The organism is Ectobacillus panaciterrae DSM 19096 (genome assembly GCF_000430785.1).
GTDB lineage: Bacteria > Bacillota > Bacilli > Bacillales > Bacillaceae_G > Ectobacillus > Ectobacillus panaciterrae.
This window is the reverse complement of the sequence record NZ_AUMR01000003.1, coordinates 18,637-37,601: the sequence shown is the minus strand read 5'-3', so window position 1 is coordinate 37,601 and position 18,965 is coordinate 18,637. Positions and strand designations below refer to the sequence as shown.

Here is an 18,965-nt window from a genome sequence, read left to right as displayed (position 1 = left end):
TTCTTTTGTTATAACAAGTCAGCTGCCAATTGCGCCAAGCTTGAGCGCTCGCCTTTTACAAATTTTACATGACCGCTGATTTTTTGCTCTTTAAACTTCTCTACTACATAGGTTAATCCGTTGTTGTATTCATCCAAATAAGGATGGTCGATTTGCTGCGGATCTCCCATTAACACAATTTTACTTCGCTCGCCGACACGCGTTAAAATGGTTTTTACTTCGTGTTTCGTTAAGTTTTGTGCTTCATCAATGATGATAAACTGCTCAGGAATGCTGCGGCCGCGAATATACGTTAACGCTTCTACTTCAATTGATCCCATTCCTGCAAGGATCGCATCTAATTCTCCAGGCTTTTTCGTATTGAATAAATACTCAAGATTATCGTAAATCGGCTGCATCCAGGGACGAAGCTTTTCTTCTTTTTCACCTGGCAAATATCCAATATCCTTGCCAACCGGAACAATCGGACGGGCGACAAGCAGCTTTTTATACAAGCCTAAATCCTCTGTTTGCATCAAACCTGCAGCTAAGGCCAGAAGCGTTTTTCCTGTTCCTGCTTTACCTATCAGCGTCACAAGCGGAATGTCGTCCCGCAAAAGCAGCTCCATTCCCATGATTTGCTGTACATTTCGTGCACGTACGCCCCAAATTTGCTCATTTTGAAATACAAGTTTCTTTATTTTTCTTCCCGTATGATCTACGATGCCCACTGCTGATCCTGAACCTCCGAGCGCGTCTTTCATAAGGACAAACTGATTGGAGTAAAGAGGGTGATTGACTATGTCAGTCACCGCTAATTCTCCTTTTTCATAAAATCGGTTCAGCAAATCTTTTTGTATGTAGTACTCTAGAAAGCCGGTGTATATGTTATCCATTTCTATGACACGATCGCTCAAATAATCCTCTGCCTGCAGCCCGAGCGCATCTGCCTTCACTCGCACCAATACGTCTTTACTTACAAGAATAACCGGTTTGCCGTCTTCCTTTTCTTGCTCTTCAAGATAAAGATTTTTAGCGACAGCCAGAATGCGATTATCATTTGTTTTCTCTACAAAAATTTCCTGCAGTTGGACGAATGAACGATGATTTAATTCAATGCGGAACGTTCCCCCGTTTTCAAGCGGAATACTTTCATGAAGCTTTCCAAGCTCGCGGAATTTATCAATAAGCTTAGATACATGACGGGCATTTCGGCCGATCTCATCCATATAGCGTTTCTTTGAATCCACTTCCTCTAGTACAACAGCTGGAATCACTACTTCATTATCTTTAAAAGAAAAAATAGACAATGGATCTTGTAAAAGCACATTCGTATCAAGAACATAAATTTTACTCAATCTGTTACCCCCTGACTCCACCATAGTGAACAAGGGTTTCATCCACAGGCTATGGACGAACCGTTGTTATAATATATGTGCTGCTTTCACGAGATAGAATGGATTAGAAAGGAAAATTCCTTTACAAAAAAGGATGAACAGCCTTCTTGGTGTTCATCCTTATGTACATCAGTATTCTTTCATTGCTGTTAATACTTGATTATCGAGCCTCGCTGCTGCACGCGGGTCATACGTTTTTTCATACTTTGGTTCCACAGACAGCTTAGAGCCGTAAAACATTACGTCGCGTACTTCTTCAATCGTCACTTCTAAAAGCGCAAGCTTAAGCGGAATGTCCTCGATGCGATCTGTTTTAATTTCTGTTTTTCCGCTGATAGAGTATACGGATTCATTTGCCATGACGTTTAAAACAATAGACGGATTATGACGTAAGTTTTCGACGATACGGGAGCGCTGATCTACGGCAAATCGGATTGTGGCCGTATTCATCGCATATATCCAAGATATTGCACTCACATTTGGAGAGCCTTTCTCAAAATCAATCGTTGCAACTGTCACGATGCGCTCCTCTTGTAACGCATGAAGCAAATTTTCAGTTAATACAGGTTCTACTACGTTTGCCATCACTTACACCTCCCTATACTGTTCTACTCTCATCATACCGTGATTTCCTAATAATGAAAATATTTATTTTTTCGTAATGAAACATGGTATACTGGGTACAGAATTTGTTTGATAGAGGTGACATAATGAGAGTTAAATGTATTTTGTGCGAGATCATTGAACAGCTGGACGACGAAAACCCGCTTGCCAAGCGTCTTCGCAACCGTCCTATTCATACATATATGTGTCAGCGCTGTCATGACCGTATTGCAGAGCGTACAAAGGAGCGTCTGGAGACGGGAAAGTTTCGCTTGTACCGTGATAAGCAGCTAGAAGAGGAATGGTGACTCTTGCTTATTTGTCCATTAAAGAAACACCGGCTGTAATCGCTATGAACGTTTTTTCTTTTTGGATGTTAGGTCATATCATGTACGCTGTAACTCTTGCTTACACTTATGAAAAAAGCCCTTATCTGAGATGAGGGCTTTTATTTATAGATAGAACCGTATGAACCTCCCCCACTTACCGTTACACACCATTCACACGCTTGAAGTGGAAATTATTCTCGCCTAATTTATGATAAAAAATTGCGGCATGTCCAGCTCCGCCGGCTCCGCTTTTCTTAATAGTTTTTAAATTTTTCCGGCTCGCGGTTCATTTGATCCAAGTAACAATCAATCAGCTCTAATGGAAAACGTGTCGTTTTTGTTTGCTCTCCTATTTCGTACGTAATGAAATACATATCCTCCAGCTTTTCCACCATCACCTTGCTGATGCCGTAATCGTTGCGCAGCATGTCATCAAACAGTTCATATGTTTCCTGAGCCGCCTGATCATCAAATCTTGCCTCAGCCACAACTTTAATAGTCAGCCAATTATAAATTGCATCTTGTACAGATCGCATCGCCTTTCCCCCTTATGCTTGCTGCTTCTTCGCCTGATGCAGCCGCAGCTTATAAATACCAAGTACAATGGCCACCACAACGAGTCCTTCTGCTACCGGCAAGAATACTGCGAAGAATGTTAAAATGGTGCATCCCAGCACAAGCAGTATATATATGATAATGTTTTGCAAAAGCGGCAATTTACGTGCGAACCCAAGATTATATACAAGTATGCTGAGTATAATAATTGTTCCATATAACATCCACATACCGCTTTGTGCATTGTCATTTACATTATAAAGCCTTGCGAAAAACGTCATTCTCTCCAGCACGTTCACGTCCACGTTTATTTCTCCCCTTTTCCCCTATTCTACTATAAGAGTACCTTGCTTCGAAATGGCTGTCTAGTGTAAACGTTTTAAATAGGAGAAAAAGAAACGCCTCTGCTCTCGCAGAGGCGTCGTATATATTATTGTTCCATTTCCGCATACTTTTTCTTTTTAGCCATGCGTTCGCGCTCGTTTTTATCCAAAATCTTTTTGCGAAGACGAATGGATTCCGGCGTTACTTCACAATACTCGTCATCATTCAAGTATTCTAAAGACTCCTCAAGCGTCATAATACGCGGCTTTTTCATTGTCGCTGTTTGATCTTTGTTTGCAGAACGGATATTTGTTGCTTGTTTTACTTTTACAATGTTAACTGTCAAGTCGTTCTCACGTGTATGCTCTCCCACAATCATGCCTTCATATACTTCCGTACCCGGCTCTAAGAAGATAATACCGCGATCTTCTATCTGCATAATGCCGTAAGTAGATGCTTTTCCTGCTTCCATAGAAACTAGCACACCTTGACGGCGGCCGCCGACTTGACCAGCCTGCATCGGCTGATAACTGTCAAAGGAATGGTTAATGATGCCGTAGCCGCGTGTTAATGTCAAAAATTCTGTTGTATAACCGATTAATCCGCGTGCAGGCACCATGAAAACAAGACGCACTTGTCCGCTTCCGTTGTTAATCATATCAAGCATTTCGCCTTTACGAGCGCCCATAGATTCGATGATCGAGCCTGTATGCTCTTCAGGAACATCGATTTGAACACGCTCTACAGGTTCGCTTCTTACACCGTCGATATTTTTGATGATAACTTCCGGCTTAGATACTTGTAATTCATATCCTTCACGGCGCATATTTTCAATTAAGATAGACAAATGCAGCTCACCGCGGCCGGATACGATCCAAGCATCAGGAGAATCTGTATTTTCTACACGCAGGCTCACGTCTGTTTGCAATTGCGCACGAAGACGCTCTTCGATTTTACGCGCTGTCACATACTTTCCTTCACGTCCCGCAAACGGACTGTTATTCACAAGGAACGTCATTTGCAGCGTAGGCTCATCAATTCGAAGTACAGGAAGCGCTTCTTGATGCTCCACCGGACATACTGTTTCACCTACGTTAATGTCTTCCATACCGGAAACCGCTACTAGGTCTCCTGCTTTTGCTTCTTGGATTTCTTCACGCTTTAAGCCAAAGAATCCGAAAATTTTCGTTACGCGGAACTGCTTGATGCTTCCGTCGAGTTTCATAAGGGAAACAGATTGACCGACTTTCATCGTACCGCGGAATACGCGTCCGATTCCGATACGGCCCACATAATCATTGTAATCCAAAAGCGCAACTTGGAATTGCAGCGGCTCTTCGCTATTGTCTACAGGCGCTGGAATATGTTCAACGATTGTATCAAATAAAGACTTCATGTTTTCTTCTTGACTAGCCGGATTCGGATCCAGACTTGCCGTACCGTTAATACCGGAAGCATACACTACCGGGAATTCCAGTTGCTCTTCGTTCGCTCCAAGCTCGATGAACAAGTCTAACACTTCATCGACGACTTCTTCCGGACGAGCAAAATCACGGTCAATTTTGTTCACGACAACAATCGGAGTCAACTTTTGCTCAAGCGCTTTTTTCAGTACAAAGCGGGTTTGCGGCATACATCCTTCATAAGCATCTACTACAAGAAGAACGCCGTCTACCATTTTCATGATACGTTCAACTTCTCCGCCGAAATCTGCGTGTCCCGGTGTATCTAAAATATTAATACGAGTATCGTTATAATTAATAGCTGTATTTTTCGCTAAAATTGTAATACCACGTTCTCTTTCTAAATCATTAGAATCCATAGCGCGCTCATCTACTTGTTCGTTGCTGCGGAATGTTCCGGCTTGACGAAGCAATTGGTCAACCAACGTTGTTTTCCCGTGGTCAACGTGCGCGATAATCGCTATATTACGTAAATCTTCTCGTTTTTTCAAAATGTCCAACTCCTAATGTCTCTTTTTGGTCCTTCTCTATTATAAGAGTGAAACGTATCAGTTGCAATCTAAATGAAAAAGGCTCGTTAAAATATGGTTGTTTTCCTATAATCTTGTACAGTACAATAAAGCTGGAGGGTGAAACAATGGAACACATTCAATACCGTTTACTAATGATTGCTCTTGTTGCTGTAATTTTTATGATTGGCATTGGTATTATGATTGCTGAAAATAGCACAATCGGCACCATTGTTTGCGTAATTGGCACAATTGCTTCTATAGGCTACGGCTTTATAACAAAGCGGAAGCTGCGCAAGCAATAAAACTCGACTTCTGTGATATCACAGAAGTTTTTTCATTTCCTTATGAATAAAATTCCCTTACGGCTAAAAAAATACACTGCCAAAGAGGCGGTATGCCCCTTTGGCAGTGTATTGACTTAATTTACATATTCCAAGAGCTGTTCATATACACCCGGCTTCGCTACAAGTACGCTGCTTTTTTCAATTGGGTTCAGAGAATTTCCTTTAAAATCAGTAATAATTCCTCCCACCTCTTGCACGATTATTGCGCCTCCGCCGAAGTCCCAAGGAGACAGACGCGGTGTAATATAACCGTCTAATCGTCCAGTTGCCACATACACGATTTCCAATGCGGCACATCCGTAAGAACGCGTCCCTCTTAGACGCCTGACAAGGGCTGTCATTTTCTCGCAATTGAGCATGGAGTTCTCAGTAAGCCATATTGCATTTACAGCGACAATACCTTCTTCTACTATCCCTGTTCCCAATTTCGGAATCGCAATATCGTTGCAGTACGCACCTTCACCAGCTATCGTACTATACAATTCATCTTGAACAGGATCATAAATAATACCGATCTTTCCTATTCCATCATGATAAATGCCGATAGAAATGGCAAAGTTTCGCTTTTGATGCACGAAGTTCATCGTTCCATCAATTGGATCAATCAGCCACACAGTTCCTTCAAAAGAAGTAAGCTTGTCTCCATATCCTTCTTCTCCTAAAATCCGATGATGCGGGTATGTTCCCTGAATTTTTTCGATAAAAAATTGCTCAATTTGCCGATCCATGTTCGTCACAAGGTCAGAAGCACTCGACTTTGTTTCTATAACAAGGGATACCTGCAAAGAAGCAACGAGGAGGCTCCCCGCTTCTTTTATCCATTGTTTCGCATGGTCTGCTATCTCATTCCATTGCATGATCCAACACTCCGATCTTTTTCACAGAAAAAACGAACCTATGCATAAGGTTCGCACCAATTTTGGTTTTATACATAGCCTATTATTACGCCTCTAGGCGAATCATTTCAAGTCTAAGCGTCTCCAGCTTCTTCTTGCACTCTTCTTTTTTCTTCTCATCATTCTCCATCATAGCATCGTACAGAGTTGCTAATTCATAATCTAACTCTAAACGCAACACCGGAATTCTCTTCTCTGCATCCGTTCTCTTTAATGCATTGATTACCTGTCTCATCCTTGTTTGCCTCCTCCCGAGTTTTAGTTTGCCCTTGGCCTAAAATTTACTCAATTTTCAGTTATTTTGTTTTATACTATATTATGTGGGATAAATCCTCTATGCAACAAATTTGGATTTTCACCTAAAAATTTTTTCAAACAGCATTTTTTATGAATCGTACAAGCTATGTTAAAATAAGTAGCAAATCGTTTGATGGAGGAAAAACATGAAACAAACAGCTTTTGATTTACAGGACTTTTCCGTCTTTTCTGTAGACGGTCTCGACGAACGAATGGAGGAGCTAAAGAAGTGCATTCGCCCGAAACTGGAGGCTCTAGGCGAACGGTTCGCACCTTTTTTCACGGAGCATTTACATGAACCCTTTTTTCATCATGTTGCAAAACATGCACGCCGTACGGTAAATCCCCCTAAAGATACATGGGTTGCATTTGCTCCGAATAAACGGGGGTATAAAATGCTTCCGCACTTTCAGATTGGACTTTGGGACTCTCATGTATTTATATACTTCGGTCTTATTTACGAGTGCCCGCAAAAAACTGACTACGCAAACGCATTTCTGCAGCATCTCACTGAGATAGCAGCTTTACCTAAGGAATTTGTTTGGTCAACCGATCATACAAACTCGGCTGCCGCACCGGGACACACGCTTTCTAAAAAGGATCTGACAGCAATGTTTGAACGTCTCGGCAAAGTGAAAAAAGCAGAGCTGTTAACCGGTATTCACATTCCTAAAGAAGAGGCGATTACACTTAGCGACGATGAATTTGTACATAAAATTCAAGATACGTTCCTCACACTCCTTCCTCTTTACAAAGTTGCTTTTCAAAGGTAGAAGAAAACGGACAATGGGTTCATTGTCCGTTTTCTAGTTGTTATATCATTATACCATAGTCACTTTTTCATTTTCAAAATATTTTTACATTTTTATTGTACTGTTTTCTGCTGCTTCCTTTGCCGTTTGCACAACACGGTAGCAGGAATAACCGCTCATCTCTTCAAACTCATTGCACAGTTTTTTTTCTTCTGCCTTGCTCGGCACAATTTCTTTAAAACGGCGGTAAAATTGCATGAATTCTTCCCGTTTAACGCCTTGTTCATACGCTTTTTCTACTGCCTCATAAAAATGAATCACAGCTACGATTTCTTCTGTAGACCAATCATAGTCAAGCGGATATTGATACTCCATCTTTCCACCTCACTTACTCCATCTCATTCGAATATCTTCTGCTTCTTGTATCATGCGGGAGGTTAATTCCTGTACAGTTGGAATATCTTTAATTCTCCCCATAACTTGTCCCGCCCATGCAAAGCCTTCCGCTTCGTTTCCTTCATAAATATAGCGGCGGTTGGCAGAGCCGCTTATGTACTCTTTTAGGTCTTCATAGCCCTTGCCTTCTTGTTCCAATTGCAGGATTTGCCCCGTCCATCCGTTACGAATGACACGTGCAGGCGCACCAAGACTTCTTTTAATTACAACCGTATCAGATTCTGTTCCTTTTACAAGCGCCTCCTTATATAAAGAGTGCGCATGGACACACTCCTGTGTCGCAATAAAACGCGTTCCCATCTCAATTCCTTCTGCGCCGAGACTGAGTGCAGCCATCAATCCCCTTCCGTCTCCAATTCCGCCTGAGGCAATCACGGGGATAGAAACAGCGTCAACTACCTGAGGCACAAGGACAATGGTTCCTATATCAGCTCTTCCTAAATGCCCTCCCCCTTCTTGTCCTACCACCATGACAGCGTCCGCTCCTAATTCTTCAGCTTTTTCCGCCTGACGCCTTGCCGCAACAAGCACAAGCTTTTTAATGCTTGTTCCTTCCAAGCGTTTTATAATCGGAGTCGGATTTCCGCCAGTCATCGTTACTACTGGCACGTTCTCCTCTATTGCAATTTCAAGCATATGCTCAAACGGTCTCCCGTGCTGCCCGATTGCATAATTCACGCCGAACGGCTTTGCCGTCATACTCCGCACTTTTTGAATTTCCTCGCGCAGCGCTTGGGGCGAAGGCAAGCTCATCGCCGTAATTTGCCCTAATCCGCCTGCATTACTCACCGCGGCAGCTAAGTCTGCATAGGCTAAATATGCCAATCCTCCTTGAATAATTGGATATTGAATCCCAAGCAATTTTGTTACTCTTGTCTCCCAATTCATCAGAACATCCCCCTTTGCATTATACACTATTTCTCGTTATTTTCGCCGTTGTCCTTCCTCGGACAAAAAATTGGACATTTTCATATATTTTTCCTATACATCTGTTTTCATAGGTGATATAATTCATTTGTTTTGTATCGAATGACAGCTATTGTTCAGATATAGCAAATTCCGCTCAATAGTCCGTTTCTTCCTCGGGAAACAGACTATTGAGCGGAATAATTATTAAACATAAATAAGTAAAGGGGTGTATAAGTTGTCCCAATATGAAACACCATTGTTCACTGCTTTAACAGAGCACAGCAAACGAAATCCCATTCAATTTCACATTCCAGGACACAAAAAAGGCCAAGGGATGGACCCAGAATTCAGGGAATTTATTGGGCATAATGCGTTATCAATCGACCTAATTAACATCGCGCCGCTCGATGACCTTCATCATCCAAAGGGAATGATTAAAAAGGCACAAGCTCTTGCTGCAGAGGCATTCGGCGCTGATCATACGTTTTTCTCCGTACAAGGTACAAGCGGGGCAATTATGACGATGGTGATGAGCGTTTGCGGGCCCGGAGATAAGATTCTTGTTCCGCGGAACGTTCATAAATCCGTTATGTCTGCTATCATCTTCTCTGGTGCAAAACCGATTTTCATTCATCCGGAGATTGACCCTGTTCTTGGCATTTCACACGGCATGACAATCGCATCCGTTAAGCATGCGCTTGAGCAGCATCCGGATGCCAAAGGTCTTCTTGTAATTAACCCGACATATTTCGGCTTTGCCGCGGACTTGAAGCAAATTGTAGAAATTGCTCATTCTTATCATGTTCCTGTTCTTGTGGACGAAGCGCACGGGGTTCACATTCACTTCCACGAAGATCTGCCGTTATCCGCTATGCAAGCAGGCGCTGATATGGCAGCGACAAGCGTTCATAAGCTTGGAGGCTCCTTAACACAAAGCTCCATCTTAAACGTAAAAGAAGGCCTTGTGAACGTGAAGCATGTGCAATCCATCATTAGTATGCTTACAACTACTTCTACTTCCTATATCCTCCTTGCTTCCTTAGACGTTGCAAGAAAGAGATTGGCAACTGAAGGAACGGAGCTTATTGAGCAAACGATTCAGCTTGCGCAAAAGATACGTCATGATATTAATGAAATCCAATACTTATACTGCCCAGGTGAAGAGCGCCTCGGCACAGATGCAACCTTCGATTTTGATCCGACAAAGCTCCTTATTTCCGTTAAAGATCTTGGCATTACAGGCCATGACGCAGAACGCTGGCTGCGCGAGAAATACAATATTGAAGTAGAAATGTCTGATTTATATAATATCCTCTGTCTCATTACGCTTGGCGATACGGAAGAAGAAGCTGCAATACTCGTTCGCGCTTTGCGTGATTTATCGGATATATTTAAGCATCAAGCAGATCAAAATGTACATCTTCCTGCTGAAGTTCCGGATATTCCCGTTCTCGCATTATCACCGCGTGATGCATTCTACTCCGAAACAGAAGTTGTGCCGTTTGAAGATGCTGCAGGACGCATCATTGCAGAATTCGTGATGGTATATCCTCCAGGAATCCCAATATTTACGCCTGGAGAAATCATTACGAAAGATAACTTAGATTATATTCAAAAGAACCTAGAAGCCGGTTTGCCTGTTCAAGGGCCGGAAGATATGGAACTAAAAACGCTGCGTGTTATAAAAGAATATAAGCCTATCATATGATAGGCTTTTTTCTTTTCTCACGCTTTTTTATCCTTCTCATACGATATATAGAAACTGATATGGGTGGGATTTATTATGATTGTAGTCGGTCGTTCTGTCGTCCTTCCTTATTTGGAGAATGAAACGGAACCTTTCTTTGACGCAAAGCAGCAAATACTCAATATGATGACAAGCAATCAAGAAGTGTATGCCTATCAAACTTCAGATGAGCTTAAGTTTGATGTACAAACTAGAGTGAATTTAATTCTTTCATGCATCGAACTGCTTAACAGCGGTTTACAATTTCGTACATTTAAGCAGTCCTACTGCAACTCTGTATTTTGGGAACGCACGGAACTGGGCGGGTTTCAATTAAAGAAAGGCAAGCTTCCGTCGTTTGGAATACGTGATATTTTCGCAAACGGCACAAAATACGGGACAGAATGCGCAACAGCTATGATTGTCATTATTTATAAGGCATTGCTAGACTTATATACCGAAGATACATTCAATCAATTGTTTAGCAATTTGCTTTTGTATACATGGGACTATGATAAGGATTTGAAATTAATTACAAAAAACGGCAGAGAGGTTATTCCGGGAGACCTTGTATATTTTAAGAACCCGCAAGTCAATCCAGACACGATGGAATGGCAGGGAGAGAACAGCATTTATCTAGGAGATGATCTGTACTACGGGCACGGTGTGGGGATCAAAACAGAAAAACAAATTATTTACAATCTAAATTCACGCCGCTTTCCCGGCGCATTTTTATCTGCATACTTATCAGATTTAATGACAAGGATTAATTACCGTGTCATGAGTCAATATGCTTCTTCTAAAATGCATACAAACATAAAGCTCGTTCCAATTCGAGACGATGTTGTTATTGCTACTGTAGGACATACAACAGCCGTATATTAAGAAAAACTGAGCACGGGAAACCCGGCTTATTCTTTTTGGTGGGCGTAGAAGACTTGCCAAGTGTAGCAGCGGTCAAATCCTTTAAGACGCCCTCCCTGTGTTTTTATTAAGGCATTGGAGTTTATTCTGTTGTATGTTGCATACTGCAAGCATGATGTTCAAAAGAAGGAATGTAATAGGAAGCACTGATGCGGAATTTTATACTTTCTTATCATTTTAAGAAAAACCGAGTCTTCGAGACGCTGCCGGTGGAGTTAGCCATCTTCCCCATTTATAAACTCTTACAACATAAAGAAAAAAGCCTGCTTGGGCAGGCTTTATTTTTCGTTGCATTGCTTCTCAGATGCACCGCAATGAGAGCAGCAATTTCCGTACAATACTGTTACCTTCTCATCCTCAAAGTGTCCAATTGTGTTTTCACATACTTGACATACGATTGTTCCCATTTGCTATTCCTCCTAATTATATAAGTTCCCTTTAGTTTGTAAACGCTTTATTCTATCTGATATTATTTTATTATGTTATACTTTTTTCGTCAATGGATTTTAAGTATAACACATTAAAAATTTTTATTAATATATAATATGTATTATTTTAATGGTATGTGATATTTTTAGGTTATATAACAACCGCTGCTTAGCAGCGGATCCTCTATTCATATTCTACATGCAGCGGTGCGGCTGGTACTAAAAACTTCAGAAACTGCGCCAAATCCTCTGCCTCTTCTGACGAACGAAGGCGGAATATATCTCGCAAATGCTGTGTATTCTCTATATCGTCCGGTCCAAGGAGAGTCACTCGATTCGTTTGCATACAAATGACTAACGGTTTCCCAAAAAACATACTTGTGTATACAATCCCAAAATCATACCGTGTATCATTTGTCGTAAACCCGATAAACCGTACTTTTGCCGTTTCATTCTCGTCATATAGTTTTTCAAACATCTGGATCTCTCCCTCCTTAAAAGATAGTCGTATTTTATATATGAAGATATTGGAGAAAATATGAGTTATATTTGTCAAAAAATTTATAATAATGATACAATAGAGATGTTATATTGAAAATACAGGGGGATTTGCCATGCAACACGCGTTTATAAAACTTGTATCAAAATCAGCACAACAATCCATTACTATTGGAGAAGTAAAGGATTTGTTCACATATTATAAGCAGCTTACATCACAAACAGGTAAACAGCTTTCTTGGGAATATACGGAATCGGCGTTTCCATACGAAATGATAGACACTTCAGATGCAACCATTCATCTTAAATCAAAGCATGACCGGTACCATTCTATTTTTGTGGGAGTGGGCACAGATGAGGATCAGCACTTTATACAGATTACACTTCCTGAAAGCGCTACCTATGGAGACAAAGGAAAAGCAAACGAATTTTGTCGTTTTCTCGCAAAAAAACTTGATGGACAATTGGAGCTGTTTAACGGGCGGATTATGTGCTTTTATAAACGTTAAAAAAATAAAAATATGATATATTTTGCAAACATGAAAACTGCGCTGTTCCAAACAGCAGATAGCAAAGCGTTTCGTTTTCTTTGCAAAAGCATATAAGCCACTATGTAAGCAAGATAAAAAAAAACAATAAACAAGATTATCTTTGACTGAAATTTATCTCTTGGAGAGAGCCACACGACAACAGAAAATCCCATCCATATGAACGTATGGAAGATTATCACAAGAGTTTCTTTCTTCATAATTTCGACTCCTTATATGCTAGTCCTATTCTTACTATATGAAGGTTTCGAGTTTGGAGAACAACAAAAAAGAAGCACCCATTTTTCGGGTGCTTCTTTCTTTATTATTTCACAATGTGGATTGGCATTCCAAGAGCTACTTCTGCAGCTTCCATTGTAATTTCACCTAATGTCGGGTGAGCGTGAATTGTTTGTGCAACATCTTCAGCTGTCATACCAGCTTCAATCGCTAAGCTAAGCTCAGAAATGATATCAGATGCGCCTGCACCGGCAACTTGTGCACCAACGATTAGACCATCTTCTTTACGCGTTACAAGCTGCACGAAACCGTCTGTGCTGTTTAAAGATAATGCACGGCCGTTTGCAGCGAATGGGAATTTAGAAACGACTACTGCCATTCCTTCTTCGTCAGCTTGCTTTTTAGTATAGCCTACAGATGCTAATTCCGGATCAGTAAAGCATACAGCTGGAATTCCGATGTAGTCAATCTCAGCAGGATGGCCGCTGATTGCTTCCGCAGCAATTTTACCTTCATAAGAAGCTTTATGTGCAAGAGGCGGTCCAGGAACGATATCACCAATTGCATAAATGTTTGCTACGCTTGTACGGCATTGCTTATCGATTTCAATAACACCGCGATCTGTCATTTTTACGCCTACTTGCTCAAGACCAATTTCTTGTGTGTTTGGACGACGACCGACTGTAACAAGTACATAGTCAGCTTCAACGGATTTCATTTCACCGTTTACTTCGAAGTTTACTGTTACACCGTTTTCGTTCTCTTCCACAGATTTAGCAAACGCTTTTGTATGAATTTCTACGTTGCCTTTTTGCTTTAAACCACGCTTTACGATAGAGCTCATGGATTTTTCAAAGCCTGCCAAAATTTCATCGCCAGCTTCTAAAATCGTGATTTCAGTACCAAAGTTTGCATATGCAGTACCTAATTCCATACCGATGTAACCGCCGCCGACTACAACAAGCTTCTTAGGAATTTCAGATAAGCCTAGTGCTCCAGTAGAATCAATTACGCGTTTAGAGAACTTAAAGCCAGGAATTTCGATTGGTGTAGAACCCGTTGCGATAATCGCGTTTTTGAATGTGTAAGTTTGAGCAGCAGACTCAGTCATTACACGTAAAGTATTTGCATCTACAAAGTACGCTTCGCCGCTGATGACTTCTACTTTATTCCCTTTAAGAAGTCCTGCTACACCGCCTGTTAATTTCTTAACAACGCTGTCTTTCCAAGCTTGTACTTTAGAGAAATCAACAGTTACGTTTTCTGCCACGATACCCATGTCAGCAGAATGTTTTGCATGCTCATAACGGTGACCTGCAGAGATCAATGCTTTAGAAGGGATACACCCTACGTTTAAGCATACACCGCCAAGAGTTGCTTTTTCAATTACCGCTACTTTTTGACCAAGTTGAGCAGCGCGGATCGCCGCAACGTATCCACCAGGACCTGCACCAATAACGACTGTATCTAGTTCAATTGGGAAATCTCCTACTACCATTTGAAATTACGCCTCCATTACAAGTAATTGTGGGTCATTTAATAAACGTTTAATTTGGTTCAACGCATTTTGAGCAGTTGCCCCGTCAATCAAACGGTGATCAAAGCTTAGAGATAGCGCCAATACTGGTGCTGCTACGATTTCACCATTTTTCACAACCGGTTTTTCAGCGATACGGCCGATACCAAGGATAGCAACCTCTGGGTGGTTGATAACCGGAGTGAACCATTGTCCGCCTGCAGAACCGATATTTGTGATTGTGCAAGATGCGCCTTTCATTTCATTAGGAGCTAAGCGGCCTTCACGCGCTTTTGTTGCAAGCTCATTAATTTCATTAGAAATTGTAAAAATGGACTTGCGATCTGCATCTTTTACAACCGGTACAAGAAGACCTTTTTCAGTGTCCGCTGCAATACCGATGTTGAAGTAGTGTTTGTGAACGACTTCTTGTGACGCGTCATCCAAGGAAGTATTTAACATTGGGAACTCACGCAATGCAGACGTTAATGCTTTTACAACGTAAGGCAAGTAAGTTAACTTGATGCCTTTCTGTGCAGCAACATCTTTGAATTTTTTGCGGTGTGCAACTAAATCAGTCACATCTACTTCGTCCATTAATGTTACGTGTGGAGCTGTATGCTTAGAGTTTACCATTGCTTTTGCAATCGCTTTGCGGATACCGCTCATTTTTTCACGAGTTTCCGGATATTCGCCAACTGGAATTGGCTGTGCTTTTGGCGCTTCAGCTTTAGCTTCTGCTTTAACTTCTGCTGCTGGTGCTGCTACTGCTGGAGCTACTTGTCCACCGTTTGCAAATGCATCGATGTCAGCTTTTACCACTCGTCCGTTTTTGCCAGAACCTTGCACTTTACGGATGTCTACGCCTTTTTCACGAGCATATTTACGTACAGATGGCATAGCAATTACACGTGCATTTTCATCAACTTCTACTGCTGCTGGTGCGTCTGCCACTGCTACTGCCGCTGGCGCTTCTGCCACTGCTACCGCTGCCGGAGCTTCTGCTACAGCTACTGCAGTTCCTCCTGCTGGCGCTTCTTCTTCCTGACCTTTAAACTTCAGGTGTTCGTATCCTGGAGCGTCAAACTTAATAAGAACATCTCCAACTATTGCTACTGTACCTTCACCCACAAGAACTTCTAATACTTTTCCTTTAACTGGAGAAGGGATTTCTACAACTGCTTTATCGTTTTGTACTTCAAGAAGCACATCATCTTCATTTACTTCATCGCCTGGTTTTACAAACCACTTAACGATTTCACCTTCGTGGATACCTTCACCGATATCTGGTAATCTAAATTCAAATGCCACGGAATTCATCTCCCTGTACTATTTGTCGTCTTTATCGTCGCTTGAAATGTACAATTTTATACGGACAGTGTAAAAGAAATCAACAAAACTGATTTCTTTTACACTTCACAATTAAAAGTTCGTTACTTTTTGGATTGCTTCTACGACATCCTTATGGTTTGGAAGCCATACAGTCTCCGCTTGAGAGAACGGGAATACTGTATCAGCTGCCGTTACGCGGACAACTGGAGCTTCAAGGCTAAGAATTGCGCGGTCGTTGATTTCAGCTACAACGTTTGCAGCAATACCCGCTTGCTTTTGTGCCTCTTGTACAACTACTACGCGGCCTGTTTTCTCAACAGAAGCCATAATTGTATCGATGTCCAAAGGTTGTACTGTACGTAAGTCTACAACTTCTACAGATACGCCTTCTTTTTCAAGTTCTTCAGCTGCTTTTAATGCAGTGTGTACCATTGCACCATAAGCAATTACAGATACGTCAGTACCTTCGCGTTTAACATCAGCTTTTCCAAGTTCAACTGTATATTCGCCTTCTGGTACTTCTTCACGGAAAGAGCGATATAATTTCATATGCTCTAAGTAAATAACCGGATCGTTATCACGAATTGCAGAAATTAAAAGCCCTTTTGCATCGTATGGAGTAGCAGGAATAACCACTTTTAATCCAGGCTGTTGTGCCATTAATCCTTCTAAGCTGTCTGCATGTAATTCTGGTGTATGAACGCCGCCGCCGAACGGAGCACGCACTGTAATTGGTGCATTGTAGCGGCCGCCGGAGCGATAACGCATACGAGCCATTTGACCGGAAATAGAATCCATTACCTCAAATACGAAGCCGAAGAATTGGATTTCAGGAACTGGACGGTACCCCTCAAGTGCAAGACCGATTGCAAGGCCCCCGATACCTGATTCTGCAAGCGGAGTGTCAAATACGCGTTGTTCGCCGTACTCAGCTTGTAATCCTTCTGTAGCACGGAATACACCGCCGTTTACACCCACGTCTTCCCCGAACACTAATACGTTAGGGTCGTTTTTCATTTCGACGCGTAACGCATCTGTGATTGCTTGAATCATTGTCATTTGCGCCATGGCTTACTTCGACTCCTTCTCTGTATAAATTTCAAACTGCTCTTGTAAGTTATAAGGCATTTTTTCGTACATGATATTCATCAAGTCCGTTACCTTTTGCTTAGGAGCTTGGTCAGCTTTTGCAATTGCTTCTTTAATATCTTCTTTAGCTTGCTCCATTACTTTTTCCTCTTCTTCTTGAGACCATAGACCTTTGTTCTCTAAGAATTTGCGGAATCGTACGATTGGATCTTTCTTTTCCCATTCGTTTTCTAAATCTTTTGTACGGTAACGAGTAGGATCGTCGCCAGCCATCGTATGCGGACCGTAACGGAATGTTAATGTTTCGATTAATGTAGGACCTTCGCCGTTTACTGCACGCTCACGAGCAAAATGAGTTGCTGCGTATACCGCTAATGGGTCCATACCGTCTACTTGAATACCAGGAATACCTACTGCCACAGCTTTTTGTGCGATTGTTTTAGCAGCAGACTGCTTTTCTACCGGAGTAGAGATAGCAAAACGGTTGTTTTGAACGATAAAGATTGCAGGAGCTTTATACGCAGCTGCAAAGTTCATACCTTCGTAGAAGTCACCTTGAGATGCACCGCCGTCACCTGTGTAAGTTACAGCAACAGCTTTTTTGCCGCGCAATTTCATGCCAAGCGCCACACCGGCAGCTTGTACAATTTGCGCACCAATGATAATTTGCGGAGAAATCGTATTTACACCTTCAGGGATTTGGTTACCCATAAAGTGACCGCGGGAGAATAAGAATGCTTGATATAACGGTAATCCGTGCCAGATCATTTGCGGAACGTCACGGTAGCCAGGCAATACGAAGTCTTCTGCTTCTAGAGCAAAATGACTTGCTAATTGAGAAGCCTCTTGCCCTGCTGTAGGCGCATAGAAACCTAAGCGTCCTTGACGGTTTAAAGAAATAGAACGTTGGTCTAACACACGCGTGTAAACCATACGGCGCATAAGCTCTTTTAATTGATCATCAGTTAGTTCAGGCATTGCTGCTTCATTAACAACTTCGCCTTCTTCATTTAAAATTTGGATTGTTTGAAATGTCGATTCAATTGCTTTAAATTGCTCATCCACATTAAACAGGGCCTTTTTAGTTTTAGTACCCATTCCGTTCACCTCTTCCTCTTTTATGAACATATTCTCAAACGCTTTCATGGGAGCGCTTTAACAGCAGCTCCGAAAGTGCCAATAAAGTGGACCGAACTTCGTCGGTTTTTGAAGATTTTGGAACCCTAACAATCTGTACTAATTTTTTTCATCAAATAATTAATACAATAATATTCACGTTTTTTAGTTTACAACTATCAAATGAACCTGTCAATCACTTTGATTTTGAATTTTTTCGAAAAATAGAGGAGATTATTATTTCCTTAATATTCCTTTCTGTAAAACCTGTATTAATAAACAATAACCTCCTGTTATATTATTCCCTCTTTCCCATTAGTGCTATCATAGAATAATATGTAAACGCTTTACCATTCATCCCCATTTATGGAATGCCCTTAAGTTTCATAAATGTTATTGCTTATATTTTCACCAATATTCATTAATTGCATTGCTTTTATTCTTGGCAGCGTACGGCGGAATCTGCACGATAAAAAAGTTTGCCTCTTCGCTTGCCACTGGGCATATAACTACACACATTTTGAAAATCTTCATACGTTATAGTAACCGCAGCATTCGCGGGAACGATAAAGGAGGTAAAAGATTATGTACGGATACACTTATTGCTACCCATCCTATCCAACTTACGCAGCGCCAGCTTATGGTTATGGTGGCGGCTGCGGTGCTGGACGCGGATTTGCTTTAATCGTTGTATTGTTCATTCTTTTAATTATTGTTGGTGCGGCTTGCATTCGTTAATGCAAATGAACAAAC

The 18,965-nt window shown here is 41.5% G+C and carries 22 protein-coding genes; 7 read left to right on the top strand and 15 right to left on the bottom strand.

Annotated features, from left to right (window positions below; all coding sequences use genetic code 11):
* Positions 1-8 precede the first annotated feature (8 nt).
* On the bottom strand, positions 9-1,337 hold the full coding sequence (locus H540_RS0100250; protein ID WP_028398878.1) for a PhoH family protein: 1,329 nt from the start codon (positions 1,335-1,337) through the stop codon (positions 9-11).
* A 168-nt stretch (positions 1,338-1,505) separates the two neighbouring features.
* On the bottom strand, positions 1,506-1,961 hold the full coding sequence (locus H540_RS0100245) for a pyridoxamine 5'-phosphate oxidase family protein (protein ID WP_028398877.1): 456 nt from the start codon (positions 1,959-1,961) through the stop codon (positions 1,506-1,508).
* 125 nt (positions 1,962-2,086) lie between these two features.
* Between H540_RS0100245 and H540_RS0100240 the strand changes: the two genes are divergently transcribed.
* Complete coding sequence (locus H540_RS0100240; protein WP_028398876.1) at positions 2,087-2,287, top strand: YlaI family protein; 201 nt, start codon at positions 2,087-2,089, stop codon at positions 2,285-2,287.
* Positions 2,288-2,562: 275 nt separating this feature from the next.
* Here the strand turns inward: H540_RS0100240 and H540_RS0100230 are convergent, their stop codons facing one another.
* The 3 genes from H540_RS0100230 to typA form a co-directional block, all read right to left on the bottom strand.
* Complete coding sequence (locus H540_RS0100230; protein ID WP_028398875.1) at positions 2,563-2,844, bottom strand: hypothetical protein; 282 nt, start codon at positions 2,842-2,844, stop codon at positions 2,563-2,565.
* A gap of 12 nt (positions 2,845-2,856) precedes the next feature.
* Entirely contained in the window at positions 2,857-3,156 is a 300-nt protein-coding gene (locus tag H540_RS0100225; RefSeq protein WP_028398874.1) for a YlaH-like family protein, read from the bottom strand.
* 137 nt (positions 3,157-3,293) lie between these two features.
* Positions 3,294-5,144: a translational GTPase TypA gene (typA, locus tag H540_RS0100220; protein WP_028398873.1), complete on the bottom strand. Its 1,851-nt coding sequence runs from the start codon at positions 5,142-5,144 to the stop codon at positions 3,294-3,296.
* Between the two features lie 143 nt (positions 5,145-5,287).
* On the opposite strand from typA, the gene H540_RS33765 reads away from it, so the two are divergent.
* Complete coding sequence (locus tag H540_RS33765) at positions 5,288-5,464, top strand: DUF5325 family protein (RefSeq protein ID WP_028398872.1); 177 nt, start codon at positions 5,288-5,290, stop codon at positions 5,462-5,464.
* A 116-nt stretch (positions 5,465-5,580) separates the two neighbouring features.
* Here the strand turns inward: H540_RS33765 and H540_RS0100210 are convergent, their stop codons facing one another.
* Both H540_RS0100210 and H540_RS0100205 read right to left on the bottom strand, forming a co-directional pair.
* A complete protein-coding gene (locus H540_RS0100210) occupies positions 5,581-6,363 on the bottom strand; it encodes an inositol monophosphatase family protein (RefSeq protein WP_028398871.1) in 783 nt (260 codons plus the stop codon).
* Between the two features lie 85 nt (positions 6,364-6,448).
* Entirely contained in the window at positions 6,449-6,637 is a 189-nt protein-coding gene (locus tag H540_RS0100205; RefSeq protein WP_028398870.1) for a hypothetical protein, read from the bottom strand.
* A 208-nt stretch (positions 6,638-6,845) separates the two neighbouring features.
* On the opposite strand from H540_RS0100205, the gene H540_RS0100200 reads away from it, so the two are divergent.
* Positions 6,846-7,472 carry a YktB family protein gene (locus H540_RS0100200; RefSeq protein WP_028398869.1) on the top strand — a complete coding sequence of 209 codons (627 nt, stop codon included), beginning with the start codon at positions 6,846-6,848 and terminating at the stop codon, positions 7,470-7,472.
* 84 nt (positions 7,473-7,556) lie between these two features.
* Here H540_RS0100200 and H540_RS0100195 read toward each other — a convergent pair whose 3' ends face one another.
* Together H540_RS0100195 and H540_RS0100190 are read right to left on the bottom strand one after the other, a co-directional pair.
* Positions 7,557-7,826 (bottom strand): UPF0223 family protein, encoded by a 270-nt coding sequence (locus H540_RS0100195; RefSeq protein WP_028398868.1) that lies wholly within the window; start codon positions 7,824-7,826, stop codon positions 7,557-7,559.
* Between the two features lie 9 nt (positions 7,827-7,835).
* Positions 7,836-8,795 carry an NAD(P)H-dependent flavin oxidoreductase gene (locus H540_RS0100190; RefSeq protein ID WP_028398867.1) on the bottom strand — a complete coding sequence of 320 codons (960 nt, stop codon included), beginning with the start codon at positions 8,793-8,795 and terminating at the stop codon, positions 7,836-7,838.
* Between the two features lie 256 nt (positions 8,796-9,051).
* Between H540_RS0100190 and H540_RS0100185 the strand changes: the two genes are divergently transcribed.
* Positions 9,052-10,524: an aminotransferase class I/II-fold pyridoxal phosphate-dependent enzyme gene (locus tag H540_RS0100185; RefSeq protein WP_028398866.1), complete on the top strand. Its 1,473-nt coding sequence runs from the start codon at positions 9,052-9,054 to the stop codon at positions 10,522-10,524.
* A 75-nt stretch (positions 10,525-10,599) separates the two neighbouring features.
* Entirely contained in the window at positions 10,600-11,427 is an 828-nt protein-coding gene (locus tag H540_RS0100180) for a protein-glutamine gamma-glutamyltransferase (protein WP_028398865.1), read from the top strand.
* A gap of 317 nt (positions 11,428-11,744) precedes the next feature.
* Here H540_RS0100180 and H540_RS0100175 read toward each other — a convergent pair whose 3' ends face one another.
* Both H540_RS0100175 and H540_RS0100170 read right to left on the bottom strand, forming a co-directional pair.
* Positions 11,745-11,873 (bottom strand): GapA-binding peptide SR1P, encoded by a 129-nt coding sequence (locus H540_RS0100175; RefSeq protein ID WP_028398864.1) that lies wholly within the window; start codon positions 11,871-11,873, stop codon positions 11,745-11,747.
* A gap of 205 nt (positions 11,874-12,078) precedes the next feature.
* Positions 12,079-12,372, bottom strand: coding sequence for a DUF3055 domain-containing protein (locus H540_RS0100170; protein WP_028398863.1), 294 nt, complete (start codon positions 12,370-12,372; stop codon positions 12,079-12,081).
* 136 nt (positions 12,373-12,508) lie between these two features.
* On the opposite strand from H540_RS0100170, the gene H540_RS0100165 reads away from it, so the two are divergent.
* Positions 12,509-12,901, top strand: a complete 393-nt coding sequence (locus tag H540_RS0100165) for a DUF1885 family protein (protein WP_028398862.1) — start codon at positions 12,509-12,511, stop codon at positions 12,899-12,901.
* 343 nt (positions 12,902-13,244) lie between these two features.
* On the opposite strand, the gene lpdA is transcribed toward H540_RS0100165, so the two are convergent.
* The 4 genes from lpdA to pdhA all read right to left on the bottom strand — a co-directional run bounded on the left by lpdA (position 13,245) and on the right by pdhA (position 18,194).
* Positions 13,245-14,657: a dihydrolipoyl dehydrogenase gene (lpdA, locus tag H540_RS0100155; protein ID WP_028398860.1), complete on the bottom strand. Its 1,413-nt coding sequence runs from the start codon at positions 14,655-14,657 to the stop codon at positions 13,245-13,247.
* Between the two features lie 6 nt (positions 14,658-14,663).
* Positions 14,664-15,986, bottom strand: coding sequence for a dihydrolipoamide acetyltransferase family protein (locus H540_RS0100150; protein WP_028398859.1), 1,323 nt, complete (start codon positions 15,984-15,986; stop codon positions 14,664-14,666).
* A 111-nt stretch (positions 15,987-16,097) separates the two neighbouring features.
* Positions 16,098-17,075: an alpha-ketoacid dehydrogenase subunit beta gene (locus H540_RS0100145; protein WP_028398858.1), complete on the bottom strand. Its 978-nt coding sequence runs from the start codon at positions 17,073-17,075 to the stop codon at positions 16,098-16,100.
* Between the two features lie 3 nt (positions 17,076-17,078).
* Positions 17,079-18,194, bottom strand: coding sequence for a pyruvate dehydrogenase (acetyl-transferring) E1 component subunit alpha (gene pdhA, locus H540_RS0100140; RefSeq protein ID WP_028398857.1), 1,116 nt, complete (start codon positions 18,192-18,194; stop codon positions 17,079-17,081).
* 603 nt (positions 18,195-18,797) lie between these two features.
* Here pdhA and H540_RS0100135 point away from each other — a divergent pair.
* On the top strand, positions 18,798-18,950 hold the full coding sequence (locus H540_RS0100135) for a YjcZ family sporulation protein (protein WP_028398856.1): 153 nt from the start codon (positions 18,798-18,800) through the stop codon (positions 18,948-18,950).
* The last annotated feature ends 15 nt before the right edge of the window (positions 18,951-18,965 follow it).